Source organism: Oribacterium sinus (genome assembly GCF_014202695.1).
Classification (GTDB): domain Bacteria; phylum Bacillota; class Clostridia; order Lachnospirales; family Lachnospiraceae; genus Oribacterium; species Oribacterium sinus.
Genome location: NZ_JACHHH010000006.1, coordinates 61,239 through 82,018, shown reverse-complemented (window position 1 = coordinate 82,018; position 20,780 = coordinate 61,239). Strand labels below are relative to the sequence as shown.

Sequence of the window (20,780 nt, the reverse complement as noted above, 5' to 3'; positions counted from 1 at the left end):
AGTAAATCTTACGAGAAATCTCAAGTGTCCCTTATGCCGCTTGTTCAGAATAAAGGCTTTACTTTTGAAAGAATAAAAATAGCCAAAGCTTAAGAAAAGTTTTTGCTCCTAAAGGGGAAAGCGTGTTAAAATAGAATCCTCTGTAGACTCCTCCGGATAGGAGGAAAATATGCATTTAACACTAAAAGAATCCGGGCAGGAATTGCCCAGAGAAAAGGCGCTTCGTTTAGGCGTTTCCGCTTTAAGGGATGAGGAGCTACTGGCTGTAATTCTACGAACCGGAACAAAGGAAGAAAGTGTTTTGAGGCTTGCTGATAAGGTTTTGCATCTGAGTCCGGTTTACGACGGCTTGGTGGGGCTTATGCAGTATAGTCTGGAAGAACTGCAAAGCATTAAAGGAGTAGGACTAAGCAAGGCCATAGAGCTACAGGCTGTGGGAGAACTGGCCAAAAGAATTTGGAACAGAAAAATTCGGGAGGAAGTACTTTCCTTTCGTGCTCCCGGCTCTGTGCTTCAGTATTTCAAAGAGGAATTAAGGCATTTGGCCCATGAGGAGGTTCATGTCTTATTTTTGGACACAAAAGCTCAACTGCTAAAGGATTTTCTTTTGTCCAAAGGTAGCTCTAATGCATCCATTCTTTCCGGAAGGGAAATCTTTATGGAGGCTCTTAGGGCAGCTTCCGTTTGTTTTATTTTGGTGCATAATCATCCCTCCGGGGATCCTCACCCCTCCAGAGAGGATGAACGGGCTACGGAAGAAATCTATAAGGCGGGAGAGTATCTGGGAATACACTTAATGGATCACATTATTATCGGAGATAATCAATATTACAGTTTTAAGGAACAGGGGAAAATATAGTGGAGCAGAAGAAAAATCAATATATTTTTATACTCTTAACGGTCTTATGCATTATGATGATCGTCTTGTCGTCTGTTAAGGATGGCTTTATGAATCCTCTTCGGAATGCTGTAGGAACCGTTTTGGTTCCTATACAGTCCGGTGTGAATTATGTAGGCTATAAGCTATATTCCCGTTGGGAAAAGTATAAAACCCTTTTGGAAGCTGAAGCGGAAAATGAGAAGCTTACGGCAAAAATTGATTTATTAACAGAAGAAAACAATATCCTAAAGCAGAATGATGAAGAATTAAAACGCCTGCGGGATTTATATTCTTTGGATCAGCAATATTTACAATATGATAAAGTAGCCGCCAGAGTCATTGCCAAGGACTCGGAAAACTGGTTCCAAGTCTTCCGTATTGACAAGGGCTCCAAGGACGGCATTATGGTAGATCAAAATGTTATGGCCAAGGGCGGCCTGGTAGGGATTGTTACGGATGTAGGCCTGAATTATGCCACCGTACGTTCCATCATAGATGATGAGTCCAGAGTTTCCTGCATGGGAATTCAGTCCAGTGATACCTGTATCGTGGCCGGCGATTTACAGCTTTTTGAAGAGGGAAGACTCAGAATTACCAATATGAAGAAAGAAGCGGTAATTCAGGATGGAGATCGTATTGTCACCTCCAATATTTCTTCTAAATTTCTTCCCGGCATTTTGGTAGGCTATGCCATCGGTATAGAAGAGGATGAAAAGCGTTTAATGAAAAACGGCTATCTGATTCCTGCCGCGGATTTTACGGATTTAAGGGAAGTCTTGGTGCTGAAAGAGCGAAAAGACGATCGTTTTCAAAAGGAGAGTAAGGACCTTGCAGAATAAGAAAGTAGGAAAGGCAAGCGCAAAAAGAATCATGGCAATGTTTTACTTTGCCCTTTTGATTCTGGCATTTTTATTGCAAACCAGTGTATTTCCCCTGCTTCCCTTTTTGTCCGCAAGCCCTAACCTGCTTTTGATCCTCTGCTTTTCCTTCGGTTTTTATTATGGCTCTTTACCGGGAATGTTTTATGGACTTTGTGCCGGACTTTTAATGGATTTGTTTTATTCCGGCCCCTTTGGTTTCTATTCCCTGATTTTTGTTTTAATCGGTTATGGTAATGGATATTTTCATCATTATTATTACGAAGAGTACATTACCCTACCATTGTTTCTTTGTGTAGTCAGCGGTCTTATTTATCATCTGTATATTTATATTTTCCGTTTTGCCGTTCGGGGAAAGGGGAACATTCCTTATTATGCCCTGCATATTGTCCTTCCCTCTATTGTATTTTCCTTTTTACTTACCGTAGTTTTATATCGTTTTTTCTTTAGTGCCAGCAAGAAATTGGAGGAAAAAGTCTTATGATGAAAGAGTTATTTGGTTTTCTCAAAGAAATGCTAAACCGCCTGTTTTCCTCCAGACTCTTTGCATTATCCATTGTTTTTTTTCTTTTATTTTCCGTTTTAACACTGCATCTTTTTCGTCTGCAGATATTGCATGGAAATGATTATTTGCAGGAATACCAAAAAAACACCAGACAGGATTTGGTGATTCCCGGAACCAGAGGAAATATTTACGATAAAGACGGAAAGCTTTTGGCTTACAATGAATTACAATACAACATAACGATTGCGGAAACCGGAAGCTTCTCAGGAACCAGTGCCGGAATCAATAAACGAAATTTAATGTTAAAAAAGCTGGCGGAAATTATTGAAAAGTATCAATATCCCGTTAAAAGTCAGTTTAAAGTACAAAAGCAGGAAGACGGAAGCTTTGTCTATACCACCACAAGCGATCAGGACAGACGACGCCTCATTGCCAATGTTTTCCGAAAAACGCCGGAGAAATTAAGTGAAAAGGAAGCCAACAGTACCGCTGAGCAATGCTTCTTACAGGCAAAAAAATTATATAACTTTAGCAAGCTTACGGATGAGGACGGGAAGCCCATTACTTTGTCGGATGAAACTACCCTGGATATGATCGGTATTATTTATACCCTTAGACTGACCTCCTATCAGCGTTATATGAGCACCACCATTGTGGACAATGTTTCCCGGGAATGTATGGCGGAGATTCTGGAATCCAAGTATGATCTCCCCGGCGTGGATATTGAAAATGTCTCTGTTCGAAAATACAATTATGCCCCTTACCTTTCCCATATCGTAGGATATACCGGTCAGGTACAGGAAAATCAGCTGGCGGATTTACAAAAGCTGGACAGCTCCTATGCGGTAAATGATGTGGTCGGCGTTTGGGGACTGGAAAAGAGTGAGGATCTTGTCTTAAAAGGAAAAAAAGGATACAAGGAAATGTATCTGAACAACGTGGGAAGTATTATGGAAGTGATCTCCGAGGAAAAGCCCGGAGCGGGAAATGATATTTATACCACCATTTCCGCTAACGACCAGATTTCCATATACCATCTTTTGGAACAGGAATTAGCCGGAATTTTGGCATCCAAGATTACGGAGCAGAATGAGCTGGACCAAAGTGCTTTGAAGCAGTCCCAGCTGATGATTCCCGTAAAGGACGCTTATTACCAGCTCATTAATAACAATGTCCTGAATAAAGAGCATTTTACCGCAGAGGATGCCGGAAATGCAGAAAAGCAGATCGGGTCTCTCTTTCAGGAAAATAAAGAGGCCGTGCTTTCTCAAGTGGAAGCTGTCCTTATGCAGGATAGCGGCGGAGAATTATCCGCTCTTCCCCAGGAAATGCAGGGCTATATGGTTTATATCTACGATTACCTATTAGGAAAAGAAGGCGGAATCGTAAATCCTGAGGACTCCCGATTTAAAGCCTCCCAGGCCCTGGCGTCTTGGAAAAGCGACAGCATATCCCTCCATGATTTTATTAAAAAAGGAATAGAAGAGGGATGGATTGACACGACCAAGCTGGACTTATCGGAAGAATATTCGGACAGTACACAGATTTATCAGCTCTTTGTCAACAAAATCATGAGCTTTTTACGAGAGGATTCCGGATTCGAAAAGCTGCTATACAAGTACGCTATCGCAAATCAAAAAATAAGAGGCAATCTTCTTTTGATGGCTCTTTTTGAACAAAACGTATTGCCCCAGGATGCCGCTTCCTATGATGCTTTAGCCCGGGGAGACAGTCATTTTGCCTATACCTTCCTGATTGACAAAATCAGAAAGCTGCAGCTTACTCCGGCACAGTTCGCTCTGGATCCCTGTAACGGTTCCGTGGTGGTGACGGATGTAAAGACCGGAAAGGTTCGTGCTTTGGTCAGCTATCCCGGCTTTGACAACAATCGGATTAATGATGCCGCTTATTTAAAAAAATGTAATGAAGACTTATCCTTACCGCTGCTTAACGGTGCAACCCAAACCCAGTTGGCTCCCGGTTCCTCCTTTAAGCCCATTAGCTCCATTGCTTCCTTGGAAGAAAAGGTATTGGATTTAAGCACTGTCATTGACTGTACCGGTAAATATGAGGAAGTTACACCGAATATTCGTTGCTGGATTTGGCCTTCCCACCACGGAAATGAAACCTTGGTGGATGGTATCAAAAATTCCTGTAACTATTTCTTTGCGGATTTAGGACATCGTTTGGCAACGGATGCAGAGGGAAATTACAATGCGGAACTGGGAATGGAAAGAATCCGGAAATATGCAAGCGACTTTGGCTTAAACGAAAAGTCCGGTATTGAATTGGATGAAGCTGAACCCAGAATTTCCGACTATGATCCGGAACGTTCCGCTATTGGACAGGGAAACCATGCCTTTAACACGGCACAGCTGGCAAAGTACATCACTGCTGTTGCCAATGGAGGAAATCTTTACAATCTTTCCATCGTAGATAAGATTGCAGACCCCAAGGGAAAGACAGTGGAAGAGGTGGGCGCATCTCTATTGAGACATTTGGATTATGCGGACAGCACCTGGAATGCGGTCCATGAAGGTCTCCGAAAGATCATTACCGAGGGTGTGGCCAAGAATGTATTCTTGGGACAAAACATCACCGTTGCCGGTAAAACCGGAACTGCACAGGAAAGAGAGGATAGAGGTAACCATGCGGTGTTCGTTTCCTATGCTCCTTATGAAGATCCTCAAATCTCCGTTACGGTAACTATTCCCTTTGGATATTCCTCCGGTAACGCAGCCAGTCTGGCCAATATGGTTTATGACTATTGTTTCGGAAAACTCAGTATGGATACCATTTTACAAAGAGATGCCAGCTCCATTTTATTGGTCAATGTCAGTGACTAAGAGAAAGAGATGATATGAAGTGGAAATTAGATTATGACTTTAAGCAATATGATTTTCGGCTTGTCCTATACATGATTGCCTTAAATACCATCGGAATCTTTATCGTCCGCTCTGCAACATCGGCGGAAAGCTTTAAGGATCCCCTTGTGGTACGACAGATTCTCGGCTCCTTTGTAGGACTGGCCATGTGTGTGGGAATCTCTTTAATTGATTACCGGAAGATTTGTAAATGGTCTCCCTGGATTTATGTTCTCTCCGTCCTGATTTTAGCCGGTGTTAAAATCTACGGAACAGCTTCCGGACACGGTGCTACCAGATGGATTACCGTTCCGGTCTTGGGAAAGGTACAGCCCTCGGAGTTCGTAAAGGTGGGATTGATTCTATTCTTTGCGGATTACCTGCAGAAGCTGAAGGAGGATATCAATCACCCTCATGCCTTATTAATGGAAGCACTTTACTTTTCCATTCCCGTGGGACTTGTCATGATTCAGCCGAATCTATCCACAACCATTATTATGACGGTCATCGTTGCCGCCATGACCTTTGCTTCTCCCCTGAAATTAAAATGGATTTTTGCCTTTTTAGGAGTGGTAGTGGTAGTTTTGGGTCTTCTTTTCTACCTTTTTTCCTCAGGGCTCTATGATAAGATTCCCATTTTACAGGGCTATCAGGTACAAAGAATTTTGACCTTTTTAAATCCTTCAGAAAACAGCAATGATTATTACCAACAAATGTGGTCCATTATGGCCATAGGCTCCGGAATGTTTAACGGAAAGGGACTTTTTAATAATTCCATCTTCTCCGTGAAAAACGGAAACTTTCTGGTTGAGGAGGATAATGACTTCATTTTCGCGGTAATCGGAGAAGAATTAGGCTTTCGAGGATCTTTAATAATTATTATAATCTTCTTGTTGATTATCTTAGAATGTCTTATAATAGCCTATAGAGCAAAAACCTTAAGTGGTCGGCTAATATGTGTAGGCGTTATGGCCTGGATCGGATTTCAGACCTATACAAATATCGCGGTGGCAACCGGACTGTTTCCGAATACCGGAATTACACTTCCCTTTTTTTCGCGAGGCGTTAGTTCCCTGCTGTCCGTATACTTTGGTTTCGGAATAGTCTTAAATGTTGCTTTACAAAGGAAGACGTAGGAGGGTAGAGATGAAGGTAGGTTTAATTGCGCATGATTCCAAGAAGAAGCTCATGCAAAATTTCTGTATTGCTTACAGAGGTATCCTGACTAGACATGAATTATATGCAACCGGAACTACAGGCACTTTGGTAGAGGAAGTTACCAATCTGAAAATCCATAAGTTTCTCCCGGGAGAAACCGGAGGAGCCAGACAACTGGCATCTCAGATTGAACAGGGAAATTTGGATATGGTAATTTTCTTAAGAGATCCCTCTCCGGTAAGGGATACGGAACCGGAAGTAAATTCCGTAGTCAGATTATGCGATATTTACAATATTCCTATTGCCACAAATCTGGCAACAGGAGAATTATTAATTCACGCTCTGGAACGTGGTGAGTTAGAGTGGAGGAATATTGGCTAGAAGAAAGGCTTTGAGTACTTTTTTAAGAAGGAAAAAAGCCTTTCTTTTGCTGTGTATTTTTCCTCTTTGCCTTAGCTCCTGTAAACCGAAGCTGGAAAAGGCCTTTCAGGAAGAACAAAGTATACAAAGATTATCTTCCATTACCGTGGAAGAGGATATTCAGAACAGCACCAAAAGCTTTGCCAAGGATTTGGCTATTCCTTCAGATACAAGCGCGCAAATCCAGGATATGGACGCGGAATATTTTCTTTTGGTGGAAGAAGACGGTAAGGAAGGGGATCGGGCTATCTCCTTTAATCATCCCTATGACAGAACTTATCCCGCCAGCATCACCAAATTAATGACTGCTCTGGTTTGTGTATCTTCCGTGGAAAATCTAGATCAGGAATTTGTGGTTTCCGGCTCCTCCGTAATCAAAGAAGCAGGTTCTTCCACTGCATTTTTACAGGTTGGAGAGAGTCTTAGCATCAGAAATCTCTTATACGGTATGCTTCTCCCCTCCGGAAATGATGCAGCTGTCGCTGTGGCAGAGGCTACGGCAGGTTCTGTTTCCGCTTTTGTAGACAGGATGAATGAGAAAGCTTTGGAACTAGGTTGCCTTTCCAGCCATTTTACCAATCCCCACGGTTTGCCGGATGATAATCATTATACTTCTCCCTATGATATCTACCTCATTTTAAAAGAATGCATGAAATATGACAGCTTACGGGAAATTCTGGCCACAAAAGAAATTCAGGTACAATACAAAGATAAAAACGGTATTTCCAAGTCCCAGGTATGGAAGGCAACAAATTTATATTCTACCGGAGAGAAGGAGCTTCCCGACGGTTTGGAAATCTTGGCGGCAAAAACAGGAACCACCAAAAAAGCAGGCTATTGCTTAGCCTTAACTGTGGACAAAGCTTCCACTGCTATCCCCTATTATTCTGTTGTAATGAAGGGGACAAATAAAGAGAATCTATATGAGAATATGACAAACTTACTTGATAAGATTTCATGAATAGTCTATACTTTTTATAAAAAGCAGGGCATTGTAGCATAGGCTATCGTTTCTTGTTCAGAATTAAAGGAGGAATGCATATGGTTCAGTTTATTGTAGGACAAAGAGGAAAAGGAAAGACAAAACAGCTCATTGATCGGGCGAACAAAGCCGTTACGGAAGCAAAGGGAACGGTGGATTTTTTGGATCGCTCCTCTCAGCATATGTATGAGCTTAACAACAAGGTACGTTTGATTAATGTCAATGAATTCCAGTTGGAGTCGGAGGATGAGTTTGTCGGCTTTATCAGTGGAATTATTTCTCAGGATCATGATTTGGAATATTTGATTTTAGATAGTTTTTTAAAGCTGGCCAGTCTGGAAGGAAAGCCTATCGGAGACTGTGTACGTAAATTGGATGCTTTGTCCGAAAAATACAAGATTAACATCATCAGCAGTTTGTCCATGGACAAAGAAGATGTTCCACTTGAATTAAGAGACCATATTGCGATTGCACTGTAACTATGCCAAGTTCAAGAAAGAGCAAAAAGAATAGCATGTGGAATATAGAGGGAATAATCTTTGTGATTATTGCTCTCTATATTCTTTTTAGTGTATTTTCCTACAGCCGAAGACAAAGCCTTCGTTTTTATGAAGTGGGAGAGGGTAGTCTCGTGAGAGAAAAACAGTATACCGGATTGATCATTCGGGAAGAAAAAAGCTATTCCGCCAAAGAGTCCGGTTATGTGCATTTTTCCGTAGCGGACGGAAGAAGAGTCAGTAAGGGAGGAGAGCTGTACTTTATTGACGAAACCGGAAATCTGGAGAAGTATTTACAGGAACACCCCGAACTTTTAGGAGAATTTACGCAGCAACAGATAGAAGATATTCGCCTTCGTCTTCAGGACTTTGCAGGCAGCTTTCAAAACAATCAGTTTACCGGGCTGTATACCCTTCAGGGCAGTCTTCAAAACACTCTCTTATTTAATACGGAAGAGGGAGAAAATACGGTACAAAAGGCTCTTTCCCAGTTAGGGATTTCCTATACCGTGATGGATGCGGAAGAAGCCGGTATTGTCTCTTATACCATTGACGGTTATGAGGACTTTCAAAAAGAAAAACTTACGGCGGAGATTCTGCAAAATGCCCAAAGCTCTGTAAACTATGCCCAAAACGGCGTTCGTGTAGAAGCCGGCAATCCTTTATATAAAATAATTACCTCCTCCCAATGGGAAATTTTATTTCCTTTGGAGGAAGGAGATGCCAAGAAGATGGAAAATACCACTACGGTAAATATTCATTTTCCGGTAAATTCCATGGATTTGCAGGGAAGCTTTTCTCTATATCGAGGAGAAGACGGCAAAATCTATGGGGATATTAAGCTGGACGATTATTTGGACTACTTTCTGGATTCCCGCTTTGTGACCTTCTCCATGCAGGAAAAGGAAGAAAGCGGATTAAAGATTCCGCTTTCTTCTGTAGTCAATAAAGACTTTTATATTGTCCCAAAGGAATTTTTAAGGCAGGGACCGGATAAGAGTAGCGGTTTTTATCGTCAAAAAGCTGATGGCAGTAGAGAATTTCTTTCTACCGATATTTATATGACAGATGATCAATATTGCTATTTAAAAATTGAAACCAACCCCTCGGCCCAGGATATCCAAAGCGGAAATGTTCTGGTAAAGGAGTCGGGAAATGCTTCCTTTGTGGTTGGACCAAGGAAAGCACTGGAAGGTGTCTATGATATTAATCGAGGCTATGCAATTTTCCATCCTATTCAGGTGATAGAAAAAAATGATGATTATCTGATAGTAGATTCCCACAGTAAAAACGGCATTTCCGTTTATGACCATATTGTTTTACAGGGAAATATGGTCACGGATGGGCAGATTATCTATTGATCCTGCGCTTTTATCCGGGAACTGAATTTCAGTCTTAAAATATTCAGGAAAATTGATATTTTTTAAGCTTGACAATATCTTAAAATTGAGTAAAATAATCTTGTTTAATTAGACCAAATTGGGAGATCGATATGAGCTTTTTTAGCAATTTAATGAAGAAAATGAATTTGGATCGTGAAGATGAGTACGATGACTTAGATCAGGATTATGATTTTGAGGACGAGTACGAGGAAGAAGAGGAAGCAGCACCAAAGAGAAGCTCTTTCTTCTCTAGAAGAGAAGAGGAAGAGTCGGCTGAACCAAAGATTCGATTGTTTGGTAAGTCCAAAGAAAAGGTAGAGCCTAAATCAGCCAGTATGCAGGTTGTTATGATGAAGCCCAGCTCTTTGGGAGATGCAATCAACGTCAGTGATTATCTTTTGGATGGCACCTCTGTTTTATTGAATATGGAAGGCCTTCATACTGAAATTGCTCAGCGAATTATTGATATTGTTTCCGGAACAGTATATGCCATTGGCGGAGATATCAAGAAGATTTCCACTTATATTTTCATCGCTGGCCCAGAGGATGTGGAATTATCCGGTGACTTTGCAGGAAGTGTATTCTCCTCTAACGCAGAGTATAACGGCATTCATCTGAATATGTAATCTCGTTTATTAAGGCATATCCTATGGGGTATGCCTTTTTTTGTCTTTCCGGGATTTCTGTCAAGCTCGGAAAGCTTTAATATTCTTATTTGTTTTTAAGTAATAGATTAAGGGGAAGAATTGGCATGAGAAAGTTAGACATTTATCAGGAAGATTCATTAATCTACAGTATCTTTTTAGAAAAGGATTTTTCGGCATTACCGGAGCGTTTAAACTCTGTATCTTCCAAAAAGAAAAAAGCACTGATTGTTACTGACGACCAGGTTGCCAAACTTTTTTTGGAGGATTTAAAAAATACCATAGAGGACTCTTTTTCCGCTATAAGCGTATGTGTACTTCCGGCAGGAGAAGAGTTTAAAGATTTAGAGCATATCCAAAAAATCTATCAGGCTGCATTGGATATGGAATTGGAAAGAAAGGACATGATGATTGCCCTGGGTGGAGGAGTGGTAGGAGATATGACCGGCTTCGCCTCTGCCAGCTATCTCCGGGGAATTGATTTTATTCAGATTCCCACCACGCTTTTAGCCCAGGTGGATTCTTCCATCGGCGGAAAGACCGGTGTTGATTTTTATCATTATAAGAATTTAATCGGTGCCTTTCATATGCCTAAGCTGGTGTATTCCTCCATGCATTGTCTTTTATCTTTACCGAAGGTACAGTATGCTTCCGGCATGGGAGAAATCATTAAGCATGCTTTAATTCATAACGAAAAATATCTGCCTTACCTCCTGGAGCATAAAGAAGCTTTGCAGGAGAGGAATCCTGAAATTCTCTTGGAGACGATTTATCAAAGTAATCGTATCAAGAAATATTTTGTAGAAAAAGATCCCTATGAGCATGGGGACAGAAAGTTTTTAAACTTCGGACACAGCTTAGGACATGCCATTGAAAAGGTTGCGGATTTTTCCTATAGTCATGGGCAATGTGTGGCCTTCGGAAGCCTTATGGCACTGTCTCTATGCAAAAATATTGCTAAAGAAGATATTTTAAAGGTACAGGAGCTGATGGAAGATATGGGCTTGGAAACCCATTGCAAGGCTTTAAAGCATGAAGATATTTTTGAAGCCTTATCCAAGGATAAAAAACAAAAAAATCAGCATCTCCAATTTGTTTTGCTCCATCATCTTTGCAGTCCTTATATTGAAGAGGATATCAGTAAAGAGCGCATTGAAGCGGTATTGAAGCAGTATATGAGAAGTGAGGAAGTATGAGTAAAAAAGGAACATCATGGATTGTTTTCTTCCTGTGCAGTGCCCTGTTGATTTTTCTGGACCAGTGGACCAAGGCATTGGCAGTGGAATATTTAAAGAGCGGAAAAGAAATACAACTGATTCCCAATATTCTCTCCTTACTCTATGTGGAAAATGCCGGAGCAGCCTTTGGCATCCTTCACGGTCAACAAATCATTTTCCTGCTTATTACGATTATTGTGCTGGCAGGCGTCCTGATTATTTTTCACAAAACGCCGATAAAAAAAAGGTATCTGCCCTTTCTTTTTTCCCTTCTCTTGGTTTTTTCCGGAGCTATCGGAAATTGTATTGATCGACAAAGACAAGCCTATGTAGTGGATTTCATTTATTTTCGTCCCATTGATTTTCCCGTCTTCAATCTTGCAGACATCTATGTAACCGGGGCTTGTTTTTTCCTTCTGTTTTTATTCTTCTTTTACTATAAAGAAGAGGAGTTTTCCTTCTTGAAGGAGAAGAAATGATTTGGGAAGTTGCAAAGGAAAAAGAAGGACAACGTCTGGATAAATATTTGTCTGAACAGAAAGATCATGATTTCAGTCGTTCCTATCTGGGAAAATGTATTCAGGAGGGCTGTGTTTCTGTTAACGGAGAAAAAGCCAAGGCCTCTCTAAAGGTAAAGGCGGGAGACCGGATAGACTTTGATATTCCCGAACAAAAGGATCCGGAGGTCCTTCCGGAAGCTATTCCCTTGGATATCGTCTACGAAGACGATGATCTTTTGGTGGTCAATAAAGAAAGGGGAATGGTGGTCCATCCTGCAGCGGGACATTACAGCGGTACATTGGTAAATGCCGTGTTAGCCCATGCAGGCTCATCTCTTTCCTCCATTAACGGCGTGAATCGTCCCGGAATCGTCCATCGCATTGATAAGGACACCACAGGTCTCCTTTTAATCTGTAAAAATGACTTAAGTCACCAAAGTCTTGCGAAGCAATTAGAGGAGCATAGTATCACAAGACGCTATCATGCCTTGGTTTTTGGAAAAATCAAAGAGGAAGATGGCATCATTTCCGCGCCTATAGGTCGGGATGAAAAAGATAGAAAAAAACAAGCCATATCATACAAACACGGTAAGGAGGCGGTAACCCATTATAAGGTTTTGGAACGTTTTTCCGACTCTACTCTGGTAGAGTGCCGTTTGGAAACCGGTCGTACCCATCAGATCCGTGTGCACATGAAGAGCATAGGCCATCCCCTTTTGGGAGATCCGGTATACGGACTGAAAAACAGAAAGGATGGGATTTCCGGACAGGCCTTACATGCCATGATACTGGGGTTCCGGCATCCCAGAACCGGGGAATATATGGAATTTTCGGCTCCTTATCCTGCGGATTTTCAAGCTTTATTGGAAAAGCTGAGAAAAAAATAAAAACTTCAATTTAAGAAAAAGTAGAGGAAAACACTTGTCAAAGAGTAGAAAGAAAAAAGGAAAATGGAAACCGGCTATAGAAAAAGCTAAGATATTTTTGAAGAGCAAGAAGAAGGAAAGTTTTTTGCTCTTCTTTCTTTCTTTGTTTATGATCTTATGCCTCTCCATCGTATACGCCCCAAAAATGCATGACAGACAAAATGCTTTACACAAGAGCAGTGACAGCCTTCTAAGGGACGACATTACCAGCAGTAGTGTAATGCAGAAAGGAAAATGGACCAATACTATTCATACGGAGCGTAAGGAAGACGAATTTATAAATCCTCGTCCCTTTATTGACCGGTATAATCTTGTGGATATCCGCCAGGACGGAAATCCCCTGGACTCTGTTGGGGGGAGGATTTATCAGGAACTGATGGAAAGGGAAAGTGCGGACCTGGCCAAAATCTACGATAGTACAGGAGACACCCCGGAACATACTGCAAAGCTTTTGGGACTGAAGCGTTCCGCTATTCTGGGAAGTTACAATCCTCAGGCAGCCGGCCAATCTCCGGAGCAAAAAAATAGCTGGGCAATCCCTTATTTTAAAAATATCCATTATAGATACTATAACGGAGACGGAAAGGAAATCCAGGAATCCAGTAATGTAAAGGATATTTTGGCTATGGCCAGTGTCTATACCTATCAGCATAATTATCTGGACGAAGAGCGTTTTCGTGCCATTGTTAATGAGCTATATACAAAGTCTCATTCCTATAGCATAAGCATCGGTCCGGTCTATTACGACCAGGGCTGTATTCATAAGGATGCCAAGGAGGAAATGCTGGCGGAAGAGGCCGCCAATACCGATGCTCCCCCGGGCGGAGAAACAAAAGCAAGCGAAGAAAGCAAGGCGGAAAGTACTTCAGAAAAGCCCTCCGAAACAGTGACTGACAGCAAAGCAAATCAGGACACAAACGCTACAAAGGAGAGTAAACAGGCACAGGGAAGTAAACAAGCACAAGAAAGTAAGCAAACCCAGGAAACAAAATCAAATCAGGAGAACAACCAAAAGAGCACTGCCGGAGAAGCGGGAGAGAGTAGCTCCGAATCCAAAGCACTGCCGGAGCAGGCAGAAAAGTCTAGTGAAAATAAGGAGAACAGCACCTCCCTACATGCAGAACTAAGTGCCTCAAATCTGCCGAAGGAAAGTAAAGTCACAAAAGAAACAACGGGAACAAAGGCAGAGCAGAAAGCAAGCAGTATTCAAGATCAGAAAAAATTACCCAAAAATTATTGTCCCGGACACGTGGATTTAACCATTAAAATCACTGTAGTCGGTTTCGATGATGAAAACGGACTCAGAAATATTCAACTGGATTCTATTAAGGATTTGGAGGAACAGGATCAAAAACCGGGAAGTCGTTGGCATGGCTGGAATGACTATACCATTGCTGCTGTAAAGCGTTTGAAGGAACAGGACTGGTTTAAAGACTACGGTCTCAGTATCTCTTCCGTAGAAAAGAAGTCTCCTCTTACGGAGGAAGAAATATCTTCTTATATGAAGGATTTACCGAAGGATCTTAGTGAGGAAAGAAAGGCTTTGATTCATTTTGCCTTATCATCGGTGGGAAAGGTTCCCTATTTTTACGGAGGGAAAGCCGGGGTAAAGGGCTTGGAAGGAAACCACTTCGGAGCCACCATTTCTTCTTCGGACTATAAAGGAAGAAATCGAAAGGGCTTAGATTGCTCCGGCTTTGTACAATGGGCTTACTGGTCCAGTGTGGACAGAAGCTTGGATTTTGCTTCCAGCACCCAGGAATTAATCGGAAAAGGCCAGAAAATCAAACGGAGTGAATTAAAAGCGGGTGATTTGATTATCCAACCCAGCGGAGAAAGCCATGTTGTGGTCTTTATTAAGTGGACAAAGGACGGAAAGATGCTGGCAGTCCATGAAAACGGTACAGCCGGAAATATTTCCGTAGATGAAGTACAGGCAAATTATCCTTATTATCGCAGTATTTTGCCATAAAAAGCTTGACGAAGAAGGCAGTTTACTGTAAAGTAACCTAGATGCCGCCTAGCGAGGTTTAAGAAGCATGTCTCACCATAGCTAGCGAGTAAATTTTTATAGGAGGATTCCTAATGTACGCAGTAATTGTAAGTGGCGGAAAGCAGTACAAAGTCAGTGAAGGCGATGTAATCCGTGTGGAGAAGTTGGAAGTAGAAGAGGGAGCAAAGATTACTTTTGATCAGGTTCTTCTTCTCAATGACGGTTCTTTGAAGATTGGTACACCTACTGTTGCCAATGCAAAGGTTAGCGGAACTGTTCTTCAGAATGGTAAGGGTAAGAAGGTTATCGTTTACCGTTACAAGAGAAAGTCCGGATACCACAAGAAGAATGGTCACAGACAGCTTTTTACAGAAGTAAAAATTGACAAGATCGGTTAATTTTTAGGAAAGGATAGGTAAATTACATGGCTCATCATAAGGGTATGGGCTCTACCAAAAACGGTAGAGATTCCGAGTCGAAAAGACTTGGTCAAAAGAGAGCAGATGGTCAGTTCGTTAAGGCTGGAAACATTCTGTACAAGCAGAACGGAACCAGAATTCATCCAGGTCTGAATGTAGGCTTGGGAAATGATTTCACCTTATTTGCAAAGGTGGACGGAGTCGTTAAATTTGGCCGTCTAGGAAGAGATCGCAAGCAAGTATCTGTACTTCCAAAGGCATAAGGAAACATTAACCCCATGCTGGTTATCCGGCGTGGGGTTTTCCTATAGTAAAGGAAAAAATATTTTGCAGGAAATCGTCCTGCTTCTTTTTAGAAAAAGGAGTATTCATGTTTGCAGATATTGCAAAAATTTATGTTAAAAGCGGAAAAGGTGGCAACGGCCATGTATCCTTTCGTAGAGAATTGTTTGTTCCTGCAGGAGGCCCGGACGGTGGAGACGGCGGAAAGGGTGGAGACATTATTGTAGAAGTGGACAAGGGGCTGAACAGCCTGGAACCCTTCCGTCATAAAACAAAATATGCCGCAGAACCCGGACAGGAGGGAGACGGCAGAAAGATGCATGGAAAGAACGGCAAGGATCTTATCTTAAAGGTTCCGGAAGGAACACTCTTAAAGGATGAGGAGACCGGTAAGCTGATTGCGGATATGAGCGGAGAGAATCAGCGAATGATCTTATTAAAGGGCGGTAAAGGAGGCCTGGGCAATATGCATTTTGCCACCCCCGCCATGCAGGCACCGAAGTTTGCTCAGCCGGGAGAAGAAGCCAGAGAGATTACTCTGCGTATGGAATTACGGGTAATCGCGGATGTGGGATTAGTGGGCTATCCCAATGTGGGAAAGTCCACCTTACTTTCCATGTGCAGTAATGCCAGACCGGAAATTGCCAACTATCATTTCACTACCTTGAATCCCCACCTTGGTGTGGTGAATTTAAAGGGAGACAGAAGCTTTGTTATGGCGGATATTCCGGGCATTATAGAAGGTGCCTCCTCCGGTGTCGGGCTGGGTTTTCAATTCCTTCGTCATATTCATCGTTCCAGAGTTTTAATTCATATGGTGGATGCCGCAGGAACGGAAGGCCGAAAGCCTCTGGAGGATTTTTTACAAATTCAAAAGGAATGTGAAGAATATGATGAGGAAATTCTCCGTAAGCCTATGATTGTGGCTGCTAACAAGATAGAGCTGGTACAAAGCGAGGAGCAGGAAGAGAATCTGGTCCTTTTGGAGAAGTATTGTACAGAGCATAAGCTTCCCTTTTTCCGTCTTTCCGCAGCTTCCAATCAAGGAATTTTACCGATATTAGAGAAAACCTGGGAGCTATTGGAGGAAAATAAAGAGCAGGCTGTAGTCTATGAAAGCGAAGTTGATCTGGACAATCTTGGTGCGGTAGAAATGCTGGCTATCAGCTATGATCATCCGGAAGAGGGTGTTTTTGTCGTGGAAGGTCCAAAAATGGAGAAGATGCTGGGCTATACCAACCTGGAAGCGGAGAAGGGCTTCCTTTTCTTCCAGCGTTTTATGGTAGAGCAGGGTATTATTAAAGAATTAAAGAAAATGGGCCTAAAAGAAGGAGATACCATCAAGATTTATACCCACGAATTTGAATATTATGACACGGAGGACGAGGAATGAAATCCTACATCAAAGACAGTAAAATGCGTTCCGCTTTAAAAGGAGCTGCACAGAAGATAGAACCAACCCTTTCTTTGGGAAAGAATTCCATTACTCCTGAATTTATTGAAGCGGTAAGGGAATATATGGAAAAGCATGAGTTAATGAAGATTCATGTTTTAAAAAATTGTATTGATGATTTACGGGAACTGGGAAACACCATTGCAGAGCGTTCCGGAACGGAGCTGGTACAGATTATCGGTCGTATGATTGTTTTATACAAGCCGGCAAAAGAAGAAAAAGACAGGAAATTCTCTCTATGAAACCCATAGCCATTTTAGGGGGAAGCTTTAATCCGGTGCATTACGGACATTTAAAAATGGCGGAAGCCGCCATGGAAAGCAGTCATTTTTCCAAGGTTCTTTTTATTCCCACCGGCACCCCCTATCACAAAGAGCAGAAGTCTTTACTTCCCTTTTCCGATAGGCTGAAGCTTTTGGAACTGGCTATTGAAAATTGTCCGGATTTTGCTTTCTCTCCCATTGAGGGGGAACGGGAGGGAAATTCTTACACCTTCGATACGGTAAGAGAACTGCTACGACAGAATCCGACAGAATCTTATAGTCTATTAATCGGTACCGATCAGTTTTTAACCCTTCGTTCCTGGCATAAGATTGCAGAACTTGGGAAACTAGTGGATTTTTATATTGCCAATCGAAACGGGGAGATGGCGTTATCAACATTCCAAAAGGAAAAGGAAGCTTTGGAGAAAGAATTTTCTTTACATTGTAAGTTGTTTTCCATGCCGGCTATCGATCTTTCCAGTACGGAGATTCGGAATCGGCTGAAAGAAGGAAAGTCCATCCATGGAATGCTTCCTAAGTCGGTGGAAGAGTACATATTAAAAAAGGGCTTCTACCGTTGAAGAAGGAGATCATATAGAGATATATCTCTATCGAAAAGGATATCTTTTATCGAAGAGGATATCTTTATCGAAGAGGATATCTTTATCGAAGAGGATATCTTTATCGAAGAGGATATCAATATCAAAGAGGAATCATGGAAGAAAAAGAATTTATGCAGAAAATCGAAGAAATTCGAAAGCATTTACAGGAGCATTTAAAGAAGGAGCGATATGAACATTCTCTAAGTGTTGCCTTTACCAGCATTTGTCTGGCTATGGCCCACGGGGTGGATCTCCAAAAGGCGGAGCTTGCAGGGCTTTGCCATGATTGCGCGAAATACATGGGTAAAAAAGAATTATTGGAAGCTTGTCAAAGAGATCATATCCCTCTGCTTCCCGAGTATTTGGAGGCGCCACAGGTTCTTCACGGTATTTACGGTGCCTGTTATGCCAAAAAACATTTTCAAATCGATAATGAAGAAATACTCTCCGCCATTTACTACCATACTCTGGGAAAACCGGCGATGACCACTCTGGAAAAGATTGTATATTTGGCTGATTATATTGAGGTAAGAAGAGGGAATCGGGAGGACTTAACAGCTATTCGGGAAATTGCCTTTAAAGATTTGGATTTGGCGGTAATGCTCTGTTTGGAAGCAAGTATTGCCTATGTAAAAGAAAAAGGACAGCATTGTTGCTCTTTATCCCTGGATGCGTTAGCATACTATCAAGAGAAAAAGGAGGTATAAATGGAATCTTTGGACTTATGTAAAAAAATTGTATCTGTTTTAGACGAGAAAAAAGGAAGTGACATAATTATTCTGGACATTTCCGAAATTTCCGTGTTATCGGATTATTTTGTGCTAGTTTCTGCAGATAATGTAAGACAGCTGGACGCCCTGAAGGATGCTTTGGAAGAAACCGTTCATTTGGATAACCGTAAAGCAGAGGGAGAGAGCAGCTCCGGCTGGATTCTTTTAGATTATAAGGACGTTATCGTGCATCTTTTTGACAAGGAAACCAGATCCTTTTACAACCTGGAAAAAATCTGGTCTGATGCCAAGAGAGTAGAATTATAAGAAAGGCTATAGCATGAAAAGTGTAAAAAGACAGGAGCTAAGTAGAGAAGAAGTTTGGCACTTTGATGATTTATATGCCAATGACGAAACATTTTTAAAGGCATTGGCGGAATCCGAAGAGAAAGCAACAGAAATTGCTTCCTATGAGGGACGTCTCGGCAGTTCTCCAGAAGTTTTATTGAAGGCTTTGAAGAAGAAAGAGGCATTGTCCTTATTATCCAGCCACTTTTTGGCTTACAGCATGATGAAAAGCGATGTGGATACCAAAGATCAGGAAGCCTTAAGCTTAAATCAAAGAGCAATGGCTGTAGAGGTTCGAAACGGAGAGAAATTGGCATTTTTCGATCCGGAGATTCTTTCCTTGTCTTCGGAATATCTAGATAGAGCATTTACAGAATGTAGGGAACTGGAGAAGTATTCCGTTTATATTAAGGACGTTAGAAGATTAAAAGAGCATACTTTGGATAAGAATGCCGAAAAGCTTTTGGCATCGGCTCAGTCCATGGCCAGTGGTCCTTATCAGGCATTTTCCATGCTGCAAAATGCCGATCTTCAATTTCCTTCCGTAGAAATGAACGGGGAAGAAATTCCCGTCAGTAATGCCCGTTTTGTTCCCTTACAGACCGGCAATAACCGAGCATTACGTAAAGCAGTCTATGAAGCTTTTTACAAGGTTTATCAGGAGCATAGAAACACCTTTGCCGCTTTGTTTGATGCACAACTGAAGCAACAGTATTTCTTTGCCAAAGCCAGAAATTATCCTACAGCCTTTGCCGCTTCCGTAGGAGAAGTGGATGTTTCGGAAAAGGTTTGGGAGCATTTGATTTCTGCCGTTCACAAGAAGATTTCCGCCTTCCATGATTATGTATCTCTTCGAAAGGAAATGCTTGGCTTAGAAGACCTTTCCATGTATGACGTCTACGCTCCCATGGTAAAGGATTACGAATACCATATTGATTTTGAGGAAGCCAAGGAAGTGATTTTAAAGGGTCTCAAGCCTTTGGGAGAGGACTATCAGGAGCTTTTGAAAAAAGCTTATTCCGAATATTGGATTGATGCCAAGGAAAATGACGGAAAACGTGTGGGAGCTTATTGTAACCCTGTTTTCGGTGTCCATCCCTTTATTCTTATGAGCTATCAAGGCACCATGGATGATCTCTTTACCTTAGCCCATGAGCTGGGACATGCTATGCATTCCTATTATTCTGAGCAAAAGCAGGGATTCCTGAATTCTCAATACAAGCTTTTTGTTGCGGAAGTAGCTTCCACCACCAATGAAGTGCTGCTGTTATATTATCTGATGGAACAGGCAAAAAACAAGGAAGAGAAGCTTTATCTTTACAACCATTTCCTGGAGAGCTTTAAAGGAACCTTCTTTAGACAAACTATGCTTTCCGAGTTTGAGCGCAAAGCCGCTTCTATGTTAGAAGCAGGAGAGGCCATCACTGCAGATAGCTTGGAGAAGGTCTATCATGATTTGAATAGCTATTACTTTGGTCCGGATATGAAGATTGATGATCTGATTTCCGTAGAGTGGAGCAGAATCCCTCATTTTTACTATAACTTCTACGTATACCAGTATGCTACAAGCTTTGCCGTATCCTGTGCTATTGCCAAAAGAATTTTAGCCAAGGAAGAGGGGGCACTGGAGCAATACAAGAAGTTCCTGTCCAGCGGTTGTACCAATGATCCGGTATCCTTATTACAGCTTGCAGGAGTGGATCTTTCCACGGAAAAGCCCATGGTGGATGCCATCAGTATGTTCCATAGCATCGTTCAGGAAATGAGAGACTTATATCATAAAGCATAATTTCCCACGATCTTTACAGGGGAAGTTACTGTAAAAAATTAAAATATAGAAGTTTTCAGACCTATATT

General features: G+C 41.7%; 22 protein-coding genes. All 22 read left to right on the top strand.

Annotated features, from left to right (window positions below; all coding sequences use genetic code 11):
• Nucleotides 1–169: 169 nt before the first annotated feature.
• Nucleotides 170–859, top strand: coding sequence for a RadC family protein (radC, locus tag HNQ46_RS06815; protein ID WP_183684022.1), 690 nt, complete (start codon nt 170–172; stop codon nt 857–859).
• Nucleotides 859–1,719, top strand: a complete 861-nt coding sequence (gene mreC / locus HNQ46_RS06810; RefSeq protein WP_183684021.1) for a rod shape-determining protein MreC — start codon at nt 859–861, stop codon at nt 1,717–1,719. Before radC ends, mreC begins: the two co-directional genes overlap by 1 nt.
• Nucleotides 1,720–1,750: 31 nt before the next feature.
• Entirely contained in the window at nt 1,751–2,242 is a 492-nt protein-coding gene (gene mreD, locus HNQ46_RS06805; protein ID WP_040648512.1) for a rod shape-determining protein MreD, read from the top strand.
• Nucleotides 2,239–5,109, top strand: coding sequence for a penicillin-binding transpeptidase domain-containing protein (locus HNQ46_RS06800; protein WP_183684020.1), 2,871 nt, complete (start codon nt 2,239–2,241; stop codon nt 5,107–5,109). Before mreD ends, HNQ46_RS06800 begins: the two co-directional genes overlap by 4 nt.
• 14 nt (nt 5,110–5,123) lie before the next feature.
• Nucleotides 5,124–6,263: an FtsW/RodA/SpoVE family cell cycle protein gene (locus HNQ46_RS06795; protein WP_183684019.1), complete on the top strand. Its 1,140-nt coding sequence runs from the start codon at nt 5,124–5,126 to the stop codon at nt 6,261–6,263.
• A gap of 10 nt (nt 6,264–6,273) precedes the next feature.
• A complete protein-coding gene (locus HNQ46_RS06790; RefSeq protein WP_040648314.1) occupies nt 6,274–6,666 on the top strand; it encodes a methylglyoxal synthase in 393 nt (130 codons plus the stop codon).
• On the top strand, nt 6,659–7,666 hold the full coding sequence (locus HNQ46_RS06785; RefSeq protein WP_207719998.1) for a D-alanyl-D-alanine carboxypeptidase family protein: 1,008 nt from the start codon (nt 6,659–6,661) through the stop codon (nt 7,664–7,666). The genes HNQ46_RS06790 and HNQ46_RS06785 overlap by 8 nt, the downstream gene beginning before the upstream one ends.
• Nucleotides 7,667–7,746: 80 nt before the next feature.
• Nucleotides 7,747–8,166: a twitching motility protein PilT gene (locus HNQ46_RS06780; RefSeq protein ID WP_183684018.1), complete on the top strand. Its 420-nt coding sequence runs from the start codon at nt 7,747–7,749 to the stop codon at nt 8,164–8,166.
• Between the two features lie 2 nt (nt 8,167–8,168).
• The gene (locus HNQ46_RS06775) at nt 8,169–9,545 is read left to right on the top strand and encodes an HlyD family efflux transporter periplasmic adaptor subunit (protein WP_183684017.1); all 1,377 of its coding nucleotides are present in this window, start codon (nt 8,169–8,171) and stop codon (nt 9,543–9,545) included.
• Between the two features lie 131 nt (nt 9,546–9,676).
• Entirely contained in the window at nt 9,677–10,192 is a 516-nt protein-coding gene (locus HNQ46_RS06770) for a cell division protein SepF (protein WP_243155874.1), read from the top strand.
• 125 nt (nt 10,193–10,317) lie between these two features.
• Nucleotides 10,318–11,406: a 3-dehydroquinate synthase gene (gene aroB, locus HNQ46_RS06765; protein WP_183684016.1), complete on the top strand. Its 1,089-nt coding sequence runs from the start codon at nt 10,318–10,320 to the stop codon at nt 11,404–11,406.
• The gene (lspA, locus tag HNQ46_RS06760) at nt 11,403–11,906 is read left to right on the top strand and encodes a signal peptidase II (RefSeq protein ID WP_183684015.1); all 504 of its coding nucleotides are present in this window, start codon (nt 11,403–11,405) and stop codon (nt 11,904–11,906) included. Before aroB ends, lspA begins: the two co-directional genes overlap by 4 nt.
• Complete coding sequence (locus tag HNQ46_RS06755) at nt 11,903–12,814, top strand: RluA family pseudouridine synthase (protein ID WP_183684014.1); 912 nt, start codon at nt 11,903–11,905, stop codon at nt 12,812–12,814. Before lspA ends, HNQ46_RS06755 begins: the two co-directional genes overlap by 4 nt.
• 34 nt (nt 12,815–12,848) lie before the next feature.
• Nucleotides 12,849–14,825, top strand: a complete 1,977-nt coding sequence (locus HNQ46_RS06750; RefSeq protein WP_183684013.1) for a C40 family peptidase — start codon at nt 12,849–12,851, stop codon at nt 14,823–14,825.
• A gap of 113 nt (nt 14,826–14,938) precedes the next feature.
• The gene (gene rplU / locus HNQ46_RS06745; protein WP_007156118.1) at nt 14,939–15,244 is read left to right on the top strand and encodes a 50S ribosomal protein L21; all 306 of its coding nucleotides are present in this window, start codon (nt 14,939–14,941) and stop codon (nt 15,242–15,244) included.
• Between the two features lie 26 nt (nt 15,245–15,270).
• Entirely contained in the window at nt 15,271–15,528 is a 258-nt protein-coding gene (gene rpmA, locus HNQ46_RS06740; protein ID WP_007156119.1) for a 50S ribosomal protein L27, read from the top strand.
• Between the two features lie 107 nt (nt 15,529–15,635).
• A complete protein-coding gene (gene obgE / locus HNQ46_RS06735) occupies nt 15,636–16,940 on the top strand; it encodes a GTPase ObgE (RefSeq protein WP_183684012.1) in 1,305 nt (434 codons plus the stop codon).
• The gene (locus tag HNQ46_RS06730) at nt 16,937–17,242 is read left to right on the top strand and encodes a YhbY family RNA-binding protein (protein WP_007156121.1); all 306 of its coding nucleotides are present in this window, start codon (nt 16,937–16,939) and stop codon (nt 17,240–17,242) included. The genes obgE and HNQ46_RS06730 overlap by 4 nt, the downstream gene beginning before the upstream one ends.
• Entirely contained in the window at nt 17,239–17,844 is a 606-nt protein-coding gene (gene nadD, locus HNQ46_RS06725) for a nicotinate (nicotinamide) nucleotide adenylyltransferase (RefSeq protein ID WP_183684011.1), read from the top strand. Before HNQ46_RS06730 ends, nadD begins: the two co-directional genes overlap by 4 nt.
• A 134-nt stretch (nt 17,845–17,978) precedes the next feature.
• Nucleotides 17,979–18,572, top strand: a complete 594-nt coding sequence (yqeK, locus tag HNQ46_RS06720; RefSeq protein WP_183684010.1) for a bis(5'-nucleosyl)-tetraphosphatase (symmetrical) YqeK — start codon at nt 17,979–17,981, stop codon at nt 18,570–18,572.
• Nucleotides 18,573–18,902 (top strand): ribosome silencing factor, encoded by a 330-nt coding sequence (rsfS, locus tag HNQ46_RS06715; protein ID WP_183684009.1) that lies wholly within the window; start codon nt 18,573–18,575, stop codon nt 18,900–18,902. It abuts the gene before it with no gap.
• Nucleotides 18,903–18,915: 13 nt separating this feature from the next.
• The gene (gene pepF / locus HNQ46_RS06710; RefSeq protein WP_183684008.1) at nt 18,916–20,712 is read left to right on the top strand and encodes an oligoendopeptidase F; all 1,797 of its coding nucleotides are present in this window, start codon (nt 18,916–18,918) and stop codon (nt 20,710–20,712) included.
• Nucleotides 20,713–20,780: the final 68 nt, after the last annotated feature.